The 16,425-nt window shown below is 69.7% G+C and carries 17 protein-coding genes; 11 read left to right on the top strand and 6 right to left on the bottom strand.

Annotated elements, in window-relative coordinates; genetic code table 11:
* Positions 1-116 precede the first annotated feature (116 nt).
* The 11 genes from AT699_RS20415 to pdxK all read left to right on the top strand — a co-directional run bounded on the left by AT699_RS20415 (position 117) and on the right by pdxK (position 10,924).
* Positions 117-1,733 (top strand): ShlB/FhaC/HecB family hemolysin secretion/activation protein, encoded by a 1,617-nt coding sequence (locus AT699_RS20415; protein WP_024069659.1) that lies wholly within the window; start codon positions 117-119, stop codon positions 1,731-1,733.
* 37 nt (positions 1,734-1,770) lie between these two features.
* Positions 1,771-3,693 (top strand): DUF2341 domain-containing protein, encoded by a 1,923-nt coding sequence (locus tag AT699_RS20410; protein ID WP_024069658.1) that lies wholly within the window; start codon positions 1,771-1,773, stop codon positions 3,691-3,693.
* A gap of 13 nt (positions 3,694-3,706) precedes the next feature.
* A complete protein-coding gene (locus tag AT699_RS20405; protein ID WP_006384781.1) occupies positions 3,707-4,126 on the top strand; it encodes an ExbD/TolR family protein in 420 nt (139 codons plus the stop codon).
* A 17-nt stretch (positions 4,127-4,143) separates the two neighbouring features.
* Positions 4,144-4,860 carry a Ferric siderophore transport system, periplasmic-binding protein TonB gene (locus tag AT699_RS20400; protein ID WP_020928605.1) on the top strand — a complete coding sequence of 239 codons (717 nt, stop codon included), beginning with the start codon at positions 4,144-4,146 and terminating at the stop codon, positions 4,858-4,860.
* A gap of 36 nt (positions 4,861-4,896) precedes the next feature.
* The gene (locus AT699_RS20395; protein WP_024069657.1) at positions 4,897-6,600 is read left to right on the top strand and encodes a putative porin; all 1,704 of its coding nucleotides are present in this window, start codon (positions 4,897-4,899) and stop codon (positions 6,598-6,600) included.
* Between the two features lie 10 nt (positions 6,601-6,610).
* Positions 6,611-7,306: a DNA repair protein gene (locus AT699_RS20390; protein ID WP_223308521.1), complete on the top strand. Its 696-nt coding sequence runs from the start codon at positions 6,611-6,613 to the stop codon at positions 7,304-7,306.
* Positions 7,307-7,413: 107 nt separating this feature from the next.
* Complete coding sequence (locus tag AT699_RS20385; protein WP_024069655.1) at positions 7,414-7,887, top strand: YbjN domain-containing protein; 474 nt, start codon at positions 7,414-7,416, stop codon at positions 7,885-7,887.
* 104 nt (positions 7,888-7,991) lie between these two features.
* Complete coding sequence (locus AT699_RS20380; RefSeq protein WP_024069654.1) at positions 7,992-9,059, top strand: peptidylprolyl isomerase; 1,068 nt, start codon at positions 7,992-7,994, stop codon at positions 9,057-9,059.
* Positions 8,992-9,474 (top strand): MbcA/ParS/Xre antitoxin family protein, encoded by a 483-nt coding sequence (locus tag AT699_RS20375; protein ID WP_026383047.1) that lies wholly within the window; start codon positions 8,992-8,994, stop codon positions 9,472-9,474. The genes AT699_RS20380 and AT699_RS20375 overlap by 68 nt, the downstream gene beginning before the upstream one ends.
* Positions 9,471-9,953: an RES family NAD+ phosphorylase gene (locus AT699_RS20370; RefSeq protein ID WP_020928601.1), complete on the top strand. Its 483-nt coding sequence runs from the start codon at positions 9,471-9,473 to the stop codon at positions 9,951-9,953. The genes AT699_RS20375 and AT699_RS20370 overlap by 4 nt, the downstream gene beginning before the upstream one ends.
* Before the next feature lie 107 nt (positions 9,954-10,060).
* Positions 10,061-10,924 carry a pyridoxine/pyridoxal/pyridoxamine kinase gene (pdxK, locus tag AT699_RS20365; protein ID WP_006386102.1) on the top strand — a complete coding sequence of 288 codons (864 nt, stop codon included), beginning with the start codon at positions 10,061-10,063 and terminating at the stop codon, positions 10,922-10,924.
* A 32-nt stretch (positions 10,925-10,956) separates the two neighbouring features.
* Here the strand turns inward: pdxK and cynS are convergent, their stop codons facing one another.
* The 6 genes from cynS to AT699_RS20335 form a co-directional block, all read right to left on the bottom strand.
* Positions 10,957-11,400 (bottom strand): cyanase, encoded by a 444-nt coding sequence (gene cynS, locus AT699_RS20360; RefSeq protein ID WP_035182322.1) that lies wholly within the window; start codon positions 11,398-11,400, stop codon positions 10,957-10,959.
* Positions 11,401-11,409: 9 nt separating this feature from the next.
* Positions 11,410-12,204 carry an ABC transporter ATP-binding protein gene (locus AT699_RS20355; RefSeq protein ID WP_006386104.1) on the bottom strand — a complete coding sequence of 265 codons (795 nt, stop codon included), beginning with the start codon at positions 12,202-12,204 and terminating at the stop codon, positions 11,410-11,412.
* A gap of 5 nt (positions 12,205-12,209) precedes the next feature.
* Positions 12,210-13,052 carry a nitrate ABC transporter permease gene (ntrB, locus tag AT699_RS20350; RefSeq protein ID WP_024069653.1) on the bottom strand — a complete coding sequence of 281 codons (843 nt, stop codon included), beginning with the start codon at positions 13,050-13,052 and terminating at the stop codon, positions 12,210-12,212.
* Positions 13,052-14,437 (bottom strand): CmpA/NrtA family ABC transporter substrate-binding protein, encoded by a 1,386-nt coding sequence (locus tag AT699_RS20345; protein WP_020928596.1) that lies wholly within the window; start codon positions 14,435-14,437, stop codon positions 13,052-13,054. The genes ntrB and AT699_RS20345 overlap by 1 nt, the downstream gene beginning before the upstream one ends.
* A 132-nt stretch (positions 14,438-14,569) precedes the next feature.
* The gene (locus tag AT699_RS20340) at positions 14,570-15,208 is read right to left on the bottom strand and encodes a response regulator (protein ID WP_024069652.1); all 639 of its coding nucleotides are present in this window, start codon (positions 15,206-15,208) and stop codon (positions 14,570-14,572) included.
* A 12-nt stretch (positions 15,209-15,220) separates the two neighbouring features.
* Positions 15,221-16,363 carry a sensor histidine kinase gene (locus AT699_RS20335; protein WP_006386108.1) on the bottom strand — a complete coding sequence of 381 codons (1,143 nt, stop codon included), beginning with the start codon at positions 16,361-16,363 and terminating at the stop codon, positions 15,221-15,223.
* Positions 16,364-16,425 lie beyond the last annotated feature (62 nt).

Here is a 16,425-nt window from a genome sequence, read left to right as displayed (position 1 = left end):
AGAAGCTGTAGACGCGGGTATGCGGGCAGAAAGCCGTAACAGGATTGTCGCAAGCGCGCTGCACGGTAGCGGCCGGTGCCAGACCGGCTATCACACAAGGAACTGAGTGCATCGCTATGCATGATTTCGAGAGCAGGGGCGGCGCGCTGCGCGCCATGATGCGCGGCGCGCCGGGAGCGGTGGCGTTGGCGTTGGCCGTGAACGTGGCCTGGGCGCAGCCGGCGCCGGCCGCGCAGGAGGCGCGCCGCGTCAACATCAACGAGTACATCGTGCGCGGCAATACCGTGCTGGAAGCCCGCGACATCGAGAAGGCCGTTTATCCCTACCTGGGGCCCGACCGCACGCTGGCCGACATCGAGGCCGCGCGCGAAGCCTTGCAGGCCATCTACCAGGAACGGGGCTACCAATCCGTGTACGTCGATCTGCCCGAGCAGCAGGTGGCCGACGGCATCGTGTTCCTGCAGGTGGCCGAAACCAAGGTCGGCCGCGTGCGCGTGGTGGGGGCCAAGCACTATTCGCCGCTGGCCATCCGCGACGAGGTGCCGGCACTGCGGGAAGGCGAGGTGCCCAACTTCAACCAGGCGCAGGCCGAGCTGACAGACCTGAACAAGGGCGCCAGTCGCCAGGTGGTGCCGCTGGTCAAGGAAGGCCGCATCCCCGGCACCATGGATGTGGACCTCAAGGTCGAGGACAAGAATCCGTGGCACGCCAGCCTGGGCCTGAACAATGACTACAGCGCCGACACCTCGCGCCTGCGCAGCACCGCGTCGCTGGGCTATGACAACCTGTGGCAGCTGGGCCATTCGGTCAGCCTGACCTTCTTCACGGCGCCGCAGGAAACCGACAACGCCAAGGTCTGGTCCGGCTCGTACTCGATGCCGCTGGACAAGCAATGGAGCCTGCAGTTCACCGGCTACAAGAGCGACAGCAACGTTGCCACCATCGGCGGCACCAACGTGCTGGGCAAGGGCTATTCGTTCGGCATGAGCGCCATCTACACCCTGGCGCCGCAGGGCGATTGGTACAACTCGCTGTCGGTCGGCCTGGACTACAAGAAGTTCGACGAGACCACGCGCTTCGGCGGCAACGAAGACCTGATCCCGCTGAAGTACGTGCCGTTCACCTTCTCGTACAACGGCTACCGCTATTCCGAAGCGTCGCAGAGCAGCATCGGCCTGTCGCTCGTGGGCGCCAGCCGCTCGTTCTTCGGCCTGGGCAGCGACTGGAAGGAATTCGACGACAAGCGCTACCGCGCCAGCCCCAGCTTCGCGCTGCTGCGCGGCGACGGCACCCATACCCAGAACCTGTTCGGCGACTGGCAGCTGGGCCTGCGCGCCGGCTTCCAGCTGGCTTCGGGCGCGCTGGTGTCGAACGAGCAGTTCTCCGCCGGCGGCAGCACCAGCGTGCGCGGCTACCTGGCGGCCGAGCGCACCGGCGACGACGGCTTCCTGGGTTCGGTCGAGTGGCGCACGCCGTCGCTGGCGCGCTGGCTCGGCAGCAATGTCAACGAATGGCGCTTCTACGCCTTTGCCGATGCCGCCACGCTGCGCCTGCGCGATCCGCTGCCCGAGCAGGATTCGAGCTACTCGCTGGCCAGCGTCGGCCTGGGCACGCGCCTGCAGGTGCTGGACTGGCTGTCCGGCTCGCTGGACTGGGGTTATCCGCTCAAGGACGGCCCCAACACCAAGAAACACGATCCCCGATTGAACTTCAGCGTCCGCGCCAGCTTCTGAGCGCGCGCGAAACCGTATTTATCCCGGAGTCCTGACCATGCAACGCTTATTGATGCTCCTACTGACCGTGCTGGCCGGCGTGCTGCCGTCCGCCGCCAACGCCTGGTGGCAACCCGACTGGCAGTACCGCAAGCAGATCACCGTCGACAGCACGCCGCAGGGCGCGCCCTTGGGCGGGCCCGCTGGCCGCACGCCGCTGCTGGTGCGCCTGCACACCGGCAATTTCACCTTCGACGGCATCAACGAGAAGGGCGCCGACATCCGTTTCGTGGCCGGCGACGACCAGACCGTGCTGAACCACCAGCTGGAAGCCTTCGATCCGCTGCTGGGCATGGCGCTGGTGTGGGTCGACCTGCCGGACCTGGCCGATGGCCAGCGCCAGGACATCTGGATGTACTACGGCAACCAGAAGGCGCCGGCATCGGCCAACGGCCAGCTGACGTTCGATCCGAACTACACGCTGGTCTACCACTTCGACAATGCCGCCGGCGCCCCGCCGCGCGACACCACCGGCAACAGCAACAATGCCCAGACGCCCATGGCCGCCGCGGTCGACGGCGTGATCGGCCGCGCCGCGCAATTCGCCGGCGGCGCGCCGCTGATGCTGCCCGCCAGCCCCTCGCTGGCCGTGCCCGCCGCGGGCGCCTTCAGCTTCAGCGCCTGGGTGCGCGCCGACCAGCCGGCCGGTGAGCAGCTGGTGTATGCGCGCCGCGATGCCGGCAACGCGCTGCTGATCGGCATCAACCAGGGCGTGCCCTTCGTCGAAGTGAACGGCCAGCGCAGCCAGCCCGGCCAGTCGCTCACGCCGGCCGCCTGGCAGCACCTGGCCGTGACGGCCGACGGCAGCCGCGTCACGCTGTACGTGAACGGCCGCGCCACGTCCTCGCTGGCCGCCAGCCTGCCGCCGCTGAACACGCCCGCCGCCCTGGGCGGCGACGTGCCGGCCCCGGCCGTGGCCGCCGCGCCGGCCGCGCCCGCCAATGGCGAAGCCGGCGCCGCGCCGGCCGAAGCGGCCGCCGCCCCGGCGCCGCATGTGTACGCGCCGTTCGTCGGCGCCATCGACGAAGTGCGCCTGTCGCGCGTCGCCCGTCCGGCCGCGCTGCTGCTGGCCGACGCGACCTCGCAGGGCGCCGAGTCGCGCCTGGTGGCCTACGGCAACGACGAAGAACAGTCGGGCTTCGGTTTCGGCGGCCTGGGCTTCCTGCTCAAGGCCGTGCCGGTCGACGCCTGGGTCATCATCGCCATCCTGGTGCTGATGATGGTGCAGTCGTGGGTCATCATGATCAAGAAGAGCCGCAACGTGGCGCGCGTGGCCAGCGCCAACGAGACCTTCCGCGAGTCCTTCGCCAAGGTCGGCCAGCGCCTGGAGCTGCTGGCCGACGACGCCGCCCTGGCCAAGCGCCTGGAGCACGCCTCGCTGTGGCGCCTGTACCGCGTGGCGGTCAATGAAATCCGCACCCGCCGCGAACAGGGCGCCGACACCAGTTCGATCTCGGCCGCCACCATCGAAGCGATCCGCGCCTCGATGGACGCCGTGCGCACCAAGGAAAACCAGGTGCTGGGCGCCAAGCTCGGCTCGCTCTCGAACGCCATTGCCGGCGGCCCGTACATCGGCCTGCTGGGCACGGTGCTGGGGATCATGGTGGTGTTCCTGGGCACCGCCATGGCCGGCGACGTCAACATCAACGCCATCGCCCCGGGCATGGCCGCCGCGCTGCTGGCCACCGCCATGGGCCTGTTCGTCGCCATCCCGGCGCTGTTTGGCTACAACCGCCTGGTCTCGCGCAACAAGGAAGTCAGCGCCGACATGCGCGTGTTCGTTGACGAGTTCGTGACGCGACTGGCCGAAGTGCATGGCGAAAGCCAGGCCCAGGAAGCCGCCCACCAAGGCGGCGCGCGCGCCGCGGCCGCCGCCCGCCCGGCCGCGCGCGAGCCGCAGCCGGCCGCCGCCGAAGCATAAGGAGACGACCCCCATGGCTTCCGTATCCGCATCCCAGGACGACGATGACGACGCGCCCGTCGACGGCATCAACATCACGCCGCTGGTCGACGTGCTCATGGTCGTGCTGGTCATGTTCATCCTGACCGCCACGGCGCAGATCGCCGGCATCAAGGTCAACCTGCCCAAGGCCAGTTCGTCCATCGCCCTGTCGCAGCCCAAGACGAAGGCGATTTCCGTCAACGACGCGGGCCAGGTGTTCCTGGACGCCTATCCGGTGACCCTGCCCGAGCTGGAAGACCGGCTGCGCACGGAAAAAGCGTTGAACCCGGACTTTCCGGTGATCGTGCGCGGCGACTCCGCCGTGCAGTACCAGAAAGTGGTGGAAGTGCTGGACCTGCTGCGCCGGCTGGAACTGGCCCAGGTCGGGCTGGTCACCGGCAAGCCGCGATAGGAGCCGAGGCGACCGTCATGCCGCAACACGCATCCGATTCCCCGCGCACGCCGCACCCCGCGCGCCGCTGGCTCAAGCTGGCCGCGGTCGCGGTGGCGCTGATCGCGGCGGCCTACGCGCTATGGCGCTGGGCCAACGACATGGCCGGGGTGCGCCGCGAGGCGCCCAAGGCCACCGCGATCATCCCGCTGCCGCCGCCGCCTCCGCCGCCGCCCGAGCCGGAAAAGCCGCCCGAGCCCGAGCCGCCCAAGGAAGAGCCGGTGGCGCCGCCCGAGCCCGAGCCGCAGCCCACGCCCGAACCGCCCAAGCCGCAGGACGAGGCGCCGCCGCGCCCGGCTGACGACCTGGCCAACCCGATGCAGATCGATGGCGATGCCCAGGCCGGCACCGACGCGTTCAACATCGGCGCCGGCCAGGGCAAGGGCATGGCCGGCGGCGGAGGAGGGCGCGGTGGCAACGGCACCTACAACCAGTACGTCGCCTACGCGCTGCAGAAGATCCTGAGCCAGGACGATCGCACCCGCAATCTGAGTTTCCGCACGTACGTGGACATCTGGTTCGACGCCGACGGAAAGATCACGCGCGTGGCGCTGGGTCGCGCCGGCGCCGACGCCGAGATCGATGCCCGCGTGGTGGAGACGTTGCGCGCCGTGCCCCGTATCGACGAACGGCCGCCCGCCTCCATGGGCATGCCGATGCGAATCCTGGTGACGGGTCGCCGTCCCTCTCCCTGAAGTGCTGAATTGAACCGATCCTGGAGTGCCAAGAGAATGAAGTTCCAATTGAACCGGTTGGCGGCATCGCTGGCCCTGGCCGCGGCGGGCGCCGCCGCCGCGTTGCCGGTCACGGCCAACGCCGCGCCCGCCCCGTCCGAAAACGCCACCATCAACCTGATCCGCCTGCTGGTGCAGCAGGGCGTGCTCAAGCCGGAGCAGGCCGACGCCCTGGTGGCCCAGGCCGAAGCCGAAGCCAAGGCCGCCCGCGCCGCGCCGCAGGATCGCGGCGCCGCCGTGGCCCAGGCGGGCGACGTGCGCGTGCCGTACATCCCGCAGACCGTGCGCGACCAGATCCGCGACGAGGTCAAGGCCGAAGTGATGGTGCAGGCCAAGGAAGAGAACTGGGCCCAGCCCAACACGTTCCCCGACTGGGTTTCGCGCATCACCATCGATGGCGACGTGCGCGTGCGCGACGAGTCGCGCCTGTACTCGGGCGGCAACAGCAACGAAATCGTCGATTTCGCCAAGCTCAACGCCAAGGGGCCGTACGACCTGAACCGCAACACCAACGGCAACTATCCGCCGATGCTGAACACGCGCGAGGACCGCCGCAACCAGCTGCGCGTGCGCGCCCGCCTGGGCGTGCGCGCCGACATCTCGGAAGCCTGGACGGCCGGCATCCGCCTGGCCACCGGCAGCGACGACAGCCCGGTCTCGACCACCCAGACGCTGGGCGGCGGCATGGGCAAGAAGGACATCTGGCTGGACCAGGCCTACCTGACCTACCGTCCCGCCAAGTGGGCCACGGTGACGGGCGGCCGCATCGCCAATCCGTTCGAGTCCACCGACATGCTGTTCTCGAACGACCTGAACTTCGACGGCGTCGCCGCGATCTTCAAGCACCCGCTGGAAGGCCGCGACGTGACCCTGTTCGGCACCCTGGGCGCGTTTTCGACCGAGTACGGCTCGAACGGCTGGAACTCGTCGTCGTTCTCGGAAGGCAAAAGCGAAGACAAGTGGCTGCTGGCCGCCCAGGCCGGCGCCGACTGGAAGATCGACAGCCGCAACAGCCTGCGCGGCGCGCTGGCCTACTACCACTTCGACAACATCGCCGGCAAGCGCTCCAGCCCCTGCTCGCCGTGGGCCGGCCAGGAAAACTGCGACACCGACTGGTCGCGCCCGGCCTTCATGCAGAAGGGCAACACCCTGTTCCTGCTGCGCGACATCACCTCCAACCCGCAGGATCCGGCCAACACGCCGCAGCCGCAGTACGTCGGCCTGGCGTCCAAGTTCGACCTGCTCGACGTGAACCTGCGCTGGGACACGCGCGTGTTCAACGGCCTGGGCCTGCGCGTGAACGCCAACTACATCCGCAACCTGGCCTACAGCAAGAACAAGATGATGAACCGCTCGCAAGGCAACATCGTCAACAACTTCGGCGAGAACGGCGATGTCGAGAGCGGTCCCAACGCCTGGATGCTGCAGGCCACGCTGGGCCGGTCGTACGACCTGAAGGAGAAGGGCGACTGGCTGGCCTTCGTCGGCTACAAGTACATCCAGCCGGATGCGCTGCCCGACGCCTTCAACGATTCGTCGTTCCACCAGGGCGGCACCAACGCCCGCGGCTACTACATCGGCGGCGGCTACGCCTTCGACAAGAACGTGTACGGCGTCCTGCGCTGGATGAGCACGCGCGAGATCTACGGCGCGCCGCTGTCCATCGACACCATGCAGTTCGAGATCAACGCCAGGTTCTGAGGCCATGGACATGCATACCTTGTGGGATGAATCGCGCCAGCCGCGGGCGCGGGAACGCGGTCGGCGGCTGGCCGCCGCCGCGGCCCTGTGCGCCGCGGGCCTGAGCGTGGCGCTGCCGGCGCAGGCCGAGAGCATGGAAGAGCGCCTGCGCGCCCAGTTGCGCAGCACCACCCAGCAACTGCAGCAGCTGCAAAGCGAGCAGGCCCAGGTCAACGCCGCCAAGGCCGCGGCCGAAGCGCAGCGCGACGCCGCCCAGAAAGAACTGGCCGCCTTGCGCAGCCAGCTGGCGAGCGCCAAGGGCCAGGCCGAGAAGCTGGCCGGGCAGCAGGAGGCCGTGATGGAAAGCGCCCAGGCGCAGGTGGCCGCCAGCCACGCCCAGCTGGGCAAGTTCAAGGGCGCCTACGACGAGCTGTTGACGCTGTCGCGCGCCAAGGAGGCGGAACGGCAGACGCTGGCCCGCACCCTGGCGCAGCGCGACACCGAGGCCAAGGCCTGCATCGCCAAGAACCGCGAGATGTACGAGGCCGGCAAGGAAATCCTGAACGCCTACGAACGCATTGGCACCGGCGGCATCCTGGCCATGAAACAGCCGTTCGCCGGCAGCGCGCGCGTCAAGTTCGAGGAGCAGGCGCAGGCGTATGGCGACAAGCTGTACGACGCGCAGGTCGGCGCGACCGCGCCGGCGGCGCCGGCGGCCCAACCCTGAGCATCCAGTCGCTGTCTTATCTCTTTCATGCAGGGAGACTGTAATGAACGGCTTTGCCTGCGAACCGATCTCTCTGAATTGATCTCTTTTACCTAGGAATGACTGTAATGACCGACTCCAGCCTGATTCTCGACGTGAACGCCGAACGCCTGCAGGAACTGCTGCAATCCGCGGGCTATCGCGTCACCGTGTCCGAGCAGAACGGCATGGTGCAACTGCTGAGCGCCAGCCAGGGCGTGGGCTTTGCCGCGCGCATGGGCAACCCCGCCGTCGAACCCGGCAGCTACCTGGACTACACGCTGAGCTGCGCGCTGCGCGTGCAGGGCGAACTGCCGCCCGGACTGGCCGAGCGCTGGAATGTCGAAAAGCGCTTCGCCCGCCTGACGGTGCAGGGCGTGTTCCTGGTGCTGGAACTGGACGTGATCCTGGCCGGCGGCGTGTCCGAGAACTACCTGCGCGCCACCGCCGAACTGTGGGATCGCCTGCTGCAGGAATTCCTGTTGTTCCTGCGCGCCGAAGCCGGCGCCGATACCGACGCCGTTGAACCGCGGCAGGACGCCGCCACCGAGGCGCTGAACTGATCCATCCGCCAGGCCCGGCGCCTGGCGTTCGGGACGGCAACGTCCCCAACCCCCCAGGCCGCCGTGGCGGCGAATGGCGCATCCAAGCAAGCGAGGTTCCGACCATGAACATTCTTTCCAATCAGCCCGCGCGGCTGCGCGTGACCGCCGCGGTGCTGCTGATCGCGGTGCTGGCCGGCGCGGTGGCGCTGATGCGCGGCAGCCCGGCGCAGAGCAGCGAATCCAGTCCGGTGCCCGCCAAGGCGGCGGCCGCGCCGGAAAAGGGCGCGGCTCCGGCCGCCGCCGCCGCCCAGCCGGCCCCGGCCAAGGCGCCGGCCGTGGCCACCCTGGGCGCGGTGCAGGTGGACCGCGACGAACTGGTGCGCCAGCTGGAGGCGCTGCCGCCCGAGGCCCGCGCCCAGCTCAAGGGCAACCGCGCCGGGCTGGACCAGTGGCTGCGCGCCCGCCTGGCCGAGAAGGCGCTGGTCGAGCAGGCCCGCGCCCAGGGCTGGCAGGAGCGCCCCGAGCTCAAGCGCGCCTTCCAGGCGGCGCAGGAGCGCATCGTGCTGCAGACCTACCTGGATTCGGTCAGCCGCGCGCCCGACGACTACCCGGCCGAAGCCGACCTGCGGGCCGCCTACGAGCGCGCCAAGCCGCAGCTGGCGCAGCCGGCGTTGTACCGCGTCAGCCAGATCTTCCTGCCGGCGGCGCCGGGCGACGGCGACGCGGTGGCGGCCGCGCGCAAGCAGGCGCTGGACCTGGTCAAGCGCGCCCAGGCGCCCAAGGCCGATTTCGCCGCGCTGGCCAGGAGCCATTCGCAGGACGCCTCGACCCGCGCGCAGGGCGGCGACATCGGCTACGTGCCGCTGGCGCAGCTGACGCCGGAAATGCGGCCCGTGATCGAACAGCTCAAGGCGGGCGAGGTCGCGGCGCCGGTGCAGTCGGCGGCGGGCTTCCATATTCTGAAACTGGTGGATCTGCGCGCGGCCAGTGTGGCGCCGTACGAGCAGGTCAAGGATGAGTTGCGTGCCGCGTTGCGGACCCAACGCCAGGAACTGGCGGCGAGGGCTTACCTGGAGGGGTTGCTGAATGCAGGAACCGTCAGCATTGATGGCGCGGCCCTCAATGCCGCCTTCGACCAAACCGCGGCTGCCACGACGGCCCAGCCCGCCGTCGCCGCCCGCGCTCCCTGAGCCGGGCGGCATCGCGGCGGCGCTGGAGGCGCGGCTCAGCCAGGCCCTGGGCCAGTCCGGGCCGCCCGCCAGCCTGCAGTGCGCGGCCGCGCTGTTGCAGTCGTTGCGCGTTGCGTTCGCCGGCGAGCTGCTGCACTGGCTGGCGCTGGTGCCGCGGGTCGAACCCGGCCGGCCGCGCGATCCGCTGCGCGACCACAGCCTGGACCTGGCCGACCTGCGCGTGCTGTACCGGGCGTTGCGGGTGGCGTGGCTGGCCGAGCTGGTGTTCGGCGGCGTGGAAGATGCGCGGCGCTGGCTCTGCAGCCCCAAGCGCCGGCTGCATGGCCGGGTGCCATTGCTGCTGTGCCAGCACGGCCGCTACGCCGTGCTGATCGAACAGTGGCTGATCAACATCGATGAAGGAAACGGCCCATGACCGCGCTCTGGCGCTTGAGCAACAGCCAGGACCTGATGCCGCGCGCCCGCCCCGCGGGCCGCTGGCATGCCGCCGGCGCGGCGGTGGTGGTGCTGGACGCCACCCCCGCCGCCGCCGTGTTCGCGCGCCTGGCGCAGGCCGAGGTGGCGCATCCACGCGCCCTGCCGCGCAACTACTTCCTGCTGGAAGTGCGGGTGCCGGCGGCCGCCGTGGCCGAGCCGCGCCCGCCGGCCGGCTGGCAGACCGACCTGCAGGCCTCGCGCGCCTTCGGCAACGCCTGGCTGGCGCGCGGCGATACCTTGCTGCTGAAGGTGCCGTCGGCGGCCGGCAGCTGCCAGTACCTGCTGAACGCCGATCATCCACAGCTGGCGCAGTGCCAGATCGTCTCGTCGCTGGGCTACCCGTTCGCGCCGCACCTGGCCGGCATCGACGGCGCGGTGCTGGACGGGGCCGGCTGGCTGGCCGCCGCGCCGGACTGACGGGAAGGGCGGCGGCCCCGGCGGCGGCGGGGCCTGCCGCCGGCAAGAGGGGGGCGGCTGGGCATAGAATAGGGCGCATCCCGTCTCTGTCCGCAGGAGCCTTCCGTATGACCGCCATTCCCGCTGCCCCGACGCCCGGCGCAGCGCTGCCCGCCGTGACCGCGCGGGTCGACGTCGTTTCCATCCAATCCCAGGTCGTCTATGGCTGCGTCGGCAACAACGCCGCCATGCCGATATTCCGCCAGGCCGGGCTGCGGGCCGTCGCGCTGCCCACGGTCATCCTGAGCAATACCCCGCACTACCCCACGCTGCACGGCGGCGCGGTGCCGCTGGACTGGTTCCAGGGCCTGCTGCGCGGGCTGGACGAGCGCGGCGTGACCGCGGTGGCGCGCGTCGTGGTCTGCGGCTACCTGGGCCAGCCCGGCCAGGCCGACCTGCTGGCGGACTGGCTGCGCGGGCTGCGGGCCACGCGGCCCGAGCTGCGGGTGCATATCGATCCGGTCATGGGCGACCGCAACGATGGCCTGTACGTGGACGCCGGGCTGGTGGCGCAGTATCGCCGCAAGCTGGTGCCGCACGCCCATGGCATGACCCCCAACCATTTCGAGCTGGAGCAGATGGTGGGCCGGCCGCTGGCCTCGATCGACGAGGTGGCGGCGGCCGCGCGCGAACTGATCGCCGAAGGGCCGGAGTGGATCGTGGTGACCAGCGCCGCGCCGCAGACGGCCGCGCCCGGCACGCTGCGGCTGGCGGTGGTCACGCGCGACGACTGCGTGGTGCTGAGCCATCCCGAGATCGCCATCCCGCCGTCGGTGCACGGCACCGGCGACGTGTTCATGGCGGCCATCACCACCCGGCTGCTGGCCGGCGATGCGCTGGAAGACGCGGCGCGGGACGCGGCGGCGGCGGTGACCGGCGCCCTGGCCCGTACCCGCGACCTGGGCTGGGAAGAACTGGCGGTGGAAGGCTGACGCGGGCGGGCCGTTGTGCCCGCCCGGCCGCTTCAATACGTCTTGTAAGGCAGGAACTTGCCGCTCATCACGATCTGCACGCGGTCGCCCTTGGGGTCGGCCTCGCGCGTCAGGTCCATCTTGAAGTCGATGGCGCTCATGATGCCGTCGCCGAACTCCTCGTTGATGAGCGCCTTGAACGTGGTGCCGTAGACGTTGATCAGCTCATAGAAGCGGTAGATCAGCGGGTCGGTGGGCACCGTGGTGGGCAGCGAGCCCTTGTAGGGCACCACCTGCAGTTGCACCACCGCGTCGGCGGGCAGGTCCAGCAGGCGGGCGGCGGCCAGGGCCTGTTGCTCGGTCAGGGTCATCTGGCCCAGAAGCGCGGCGGTGGTCCATTCCTTGCTCTGGCCGACGGCCTCGGCGATGGCGGCCCAGGACAGCTTCTTTTCGAGGCGGCGGGTGACGATCAGTTCGGTGACTTCGGCGCGGGACATCATGGGGGTTCACTCCTTGTGGGAAGCCTTGTCGACCAGGAAGTCGACGAGATGGTTGCGGATTTCGTAGTAGCGCGGCTCGTGGTGCAGGCTGGCGCGGGTGCGGCCCCGTGGCAGGTCCACCTCGACCGACTCGGCGATGCGGGCATGGGGGCCCGCGCTCATCAGCAGGATGCGGTCCGACAGCAGGATGGCCTCGTCCACGTCGTGCGTGATCATGAAGACGGTCTGGCGGGTTTCCTGCACGATGGCGCGCAGTTCGTCCTGGATGGTGCCGCGCGTCAGCGCGTCGAGTGCGCCGAAGGGCTCGTCCAGCAGCAGCATGCGCGGCTGGATGGCGAAGGCGCGGGCGATGCCCACGCGCTGCTTCATGCCGCCCGACAGCTCGCACGGCTTCTTGTCGGCGGCGCGGGCCAGGCCGACCATGTCCAGGTAGCGCAGACTGTGCTCGCGCACCTGGGCGCGGGAATAGGCCGGCCAGCGCGAACGCACGCCGAATTCGACGTTCTGCAGCGCGCTCAGCCAGGGCAGCAGGGCGTGCGCCTGGAACACCACGCCGCGCGCCAGCGACGGGCCGGCGATCTCGCGGCCGTCCATGATGACGACGCCTTCGCTGGCCTCGTCGATGCCGGCCAGGATGTTCAGGATGGTGGTCTTGCCGCAGCCCGAATGGCCGATCACGCAGACGAACTGGCCCTGTTCGATGCCGAAGTCGATGTTCTCGAACACCGGCGCCGCCGGCCGGCCGTCGCGGCCTGGGTAGCGCTTGGCCAGCGCCTGCACTTGCAGAAAGGGTTGGTTCATGGCGTTCACTCCCGGTAGCTGACCAGCCGCGCGGCGCGCGCCAGCACGGTGTCCAGCAGCATGCCGATCAACCCGATGAAGAGGATGGCGCAGATGATGTTGGCGATGGACAGGTTGTTCCATTCGTTCCAGACGAAGTAGCCGATGCCGGTGCCGCCGATCAGCATTTCGGCCGCCACGATCACCAGCCAGGCGATGCCGACCGAGATGCGCATGCCGGTCATGATGGTGGGCGCGGCCGCCGGCAGGATCACCAGCAGGGCGGTGCGCAGCCGCGACACTTCCAGCGTGCGCGCCACGTTCAGCCAGTCTTGCCGCACGGCGCCCACGCCGAATGCCGTGTTCACCAGCATCGGCCACAGCGAGCAGATGAAGATCACGAAGATGGCGGAGGTGTCGGCGTCCTTGATGGTGTACAGCGCCAACGGCATCCAGGCCAGCGGCGAGATCGGCTTGAGCACCTGGATGAATGGGTCGAAGGCGCGGTAGACGGTCCTGGACATGCCGATCAGGAATCCCAGCGGAATCGCCACCAGCGCCGCCAGCAGGAAGCCGGTCAGCACCCGCGCCACCGAATACGCCAGCTGGATGCCGATGCCCTTGTCGTTGGGGCCGCGGTCGTAGAACGGATCGCGCAGGTGCTGCCACAATCGGACGCCGACCTCGGCCGGGCCGGGGAAGGGCGTCTGCGAACCGCTGGCGGCGGCGTTGCCAACCAGCGCCGCATAGGCCGGATCGACGGTCGCCGCGCCGGCGGCGGGGCGGGTGGCGACGTGCCACAACAGCAGGAACAGCAGAAACAGGATGACGGACAGGAAGGTCGCCCGCCAGGGTTGCACGGCCCGCATCAGCTCCTCCGGATCTTGAAGCCGGCCAGGTAGGCCTCGGGCTGGGCCGGATCGAAGGGCTTGCCCATCACGCTGAAGGTCTTAGCGGCGTCGGCGGGCGGGGTCAGGCCGGCCTCGCGCATCAGGCGCAGCGCGTCGGTCGCCAGGAACACCTCGTTGGCGACTTTCTGATAGTCGACATCGCCTTTTATCTGGCCCCAACGCTTCATCTGCGTCAGGATCCACACCGCGAACGAGCCCCACGGCATGGGATCGAAGTCGATGCGCTGCGGGTCCTTGAGCACGTTGCCCAGGCCGTCGGCGTAGGTGCCGGTCAGCACCTGTTCCACCACCGTGACCGGCTGGTTCAGGTAGTTGGGCGCGGCGATGGCTGCGGCAATCTCCTTGCGGTGGGCCGGGTCGCGGGCGTAGGCGGTGGCCTCGATGATGGCCTTGAGCAGGGCCTGGTAGGTATTGGGCTGGGCGGTCACGAATTCGCGGCTGGCCGAGAACGCGCAGCACGGATGGCCGTCCCAGATGGCCTTGGACAGGGTGTGGATGAAGCCCACGCCGTCATAGACCGCGCGCTGATTGACCGGGTCCGGCGCCAGGAAGCCGTCGATGTTGTCGGCGCGCAGGTTGGCCACCATTTCGGGCGGCGGCACGGAACGGATCTGCACGTCGGTGTCCGGATCCAGGCCATGTTCGGCCAGGTAGTAGCGCAACAGGTAGTTGTGCATGGAATAGTCGAACGGCACCGCGAACTTGAAGCCCTTCCAGTCCTTCGGATCGCGCCGGTCCTTGTGCTTCATGGACAGGGTGATGGCCTGGCCGTTGATGTTCTCCACGGCGGGCATGGTCCATGGCACGGCGCGGCTGGCGCCCACGCCCAGCGAGATGGCCAGCGGCATGGGCGACAGCATGTGCGCGGCGTCGTACTCGCCGGACATGGCCTTGTCGCGGATCAGCGCCCAGCCGGCGGTCTTGACCACTTCCACGTCCAGCCCCTGCTTGCCATAGAACCCCATCGGGTGCGCCATGATGATGGGCGTGGCGCAGGTGATGGGGATGAAGCCCACCTTCAGCTTCTGCTTCTCCAGCGGGCCGGCGGATTGGGCAAAGGCCTCCTTGGCGGCCGCCAGCGGGAACAGCGCGGCGACGGCGGCCATGGCCGTGCCCCCGCCGACCGCGCGCAGGAAGCGGCGGCGCAGCGCGTCCTGCGGGAACAGGGCGCGCATGACGGCGCCTTCAACGGCGCGGTCAAAGGCGGCGTCGCCGGACGCCGCGCCTGCGCGGGCCTCCTGGCCGCCCGCCGCCGCGCGCGCGTGCTCGGCCTGAGAGGCATGGCGGCCGCAGGCGCAGGCCAGGCGGCTGGCGGGATCGAACGGATTGCTGAACAGGGACATGGAGGCCTCCAGGGTTCGGAATGCCTCCATCTTGGGGCGCGCCGCCGGCGCCCGGTATCGCCGGTTCGACGATATCCGTGTAGGGGGCGCACTACACGGTGCGCGGCCGCGCCGGGCCGGTGCGCGTGGCGCTCAGCGCGCACCCAGGTGGTGCGCGCGGGCATAGTCCACCAGCTCGACCAGCGTGCGCACGCCCAGCTTCTCGAAGATGCGGGCGCGGTAGGTGGAAATGGTGTTCACCGACAGCGCCAGTTGCTCGCCGATGGCCGACACCGATTTGCCGGCCGCCAGCAGTTGCAGCACCTGGAATTCGCGGTTGGACAGCAGCTCGTGCGGCGGCCGGGTGCTGTCCTGGCGCACGGTGTGCGCCAGCAGTTCGGCAACGGTCGGCGTCACGTACATCCGGCCGGCGGCGGCATTGACCAGCGCCGCCAGCAGCTCGTCCGGGTCGCAGCCCTTGTTCAGATAGGCATGGGCGCCCGCGCGCAGGGCCCGCACCGCGAACTGCGATTCCGGATAGACCGACAGCATCACCACGCCCAGCGCCGGATGGTCGGCGCGCACCGTCTTGAGCACGTCCAGGCCGTCGCGCTCGCCCAGCGCCACGTCCAGCACCATCGCGTCGAAGGGCTCCTGGCGCAGCGCGCGCAGGGCGGCGGGGGCATCGGCGGCCTCCCGCACCAGGGCCACGCGCGGGTCTTCCTGCAGGATGCGGGCCAGGCCGCGGCGGATGATGAGGTGGTCGTCGACGATCAGCAGGTTCAGAGGCATGGCGTCGTCTCCTCAGGCCGCTTGCGGGTTCAGGCGCAGGCGGGCGCACAGGCCGGCGCCGGGCGCGCTGTCCAGCTCCAGGTCGCCGCCGATGGCGCGGGCCCGTTCGCGCATGCCCAGGATGCCGAAGGTCTGGCGCGTCTCGGGCAACCGCATGCCCACGCCGTCGTCTTCCACTTCCAGCAGCAGGCCATCCTCGCCCCAGACCGCGCTGACGCTGACGCTGCGGGCCCGCGCGTGGCGCTGCACATTGGTCAGCAGTTCCTGCACGATGCGGTAGACGGCGATTTCCGCCGCCGGCTCCAGGCGGCGGCTTTCGGTGTCGGGCGGGCACAGGTAGCGGCAGCGCAGCCCGCTGCGCGCCTGCAGGTCCTGAAGCAGCGTTTCCAGCGCCGCCCACAGGCCCAGGTGGTCCAGCACCACCGGCCGCAGGTCGTTGAGGATGCGGCGGGTGGCGTCCATGGCCGTCTGGGTCACCTCCAGCATGCGGTCCAGGTGGGCCTGCAAGGGCGGCTCGCCCGCCAGTTGCCGGCGCAGCCAGTTCAGGTCCAGTTGCAGCGCGGTGAACGAGGCGCCCAGGTCGTCGTGGATATTGCGGGCGATGTGGGCGCGTTCCTGTTCGCGCAGCGTGCTCAGGTGCGAGGCCAGCCGCCGCAGCGACTCATGGGCGGCGCTGAGTTCGGCGGTGCGCACCTGCACCCGCGCTTCCAGTTGCGCCCGGGTGCCTTGCAGCTCGCGCTCGATGCGCTTGCGCGCGCTGATGTCCGAAAACGTCACCACCGCGCCCACGACTTCCTGGTCGTTGCGGATCGGGTACGAGGCATACTGCGCGTCGAAGCAGGAGCCGTCGCGGCGCCACAGCACCTCGTCGTCGACCCGTTCGCCGCGGCCGTCGCGAAAGGCCTTGAAGATGCGGCAGTCGTGCACCGGCATCAGGCTGCGGTCGGCGTGGGAATGATGGATCAGGTAATGCATGTTGCGGCCCACCACCTCGTCGGGGGTGTAGCCCAGCATGGCGGCGCCGGCGCCGTTGATGAAGATGCAGCGGCCGCGCAGGTCGATGCCGTAGATGCCCTCGCCGGCCGATTCCAGCAACATTTCCAACTGACGGCGCCAGGCCGCGTGGTGCGACAGATGTTTCAGATCCGCGAACATAGCCTTTCGACGGGCCTGGCCGGCCCGATTCCCCTGGTTCGGGCGATTTCCGCCCTGTTTTT

Source organism: Achromobacter xylosoxidans, assembly GCF_001457475.1.
GTDB classification, from domain to species: domain Bacteria; phylum Pseudomonadota; class Gammaproteobacteria; order Burkholderiales; family Burkholderiaceae_B; genus Achromobacter; species Achromobacter xylosoxidans.
Note: the sequence above shows the minus strand (reverse complement) of the source record. Positions and strands in the feature narration are given on the sequence as shown.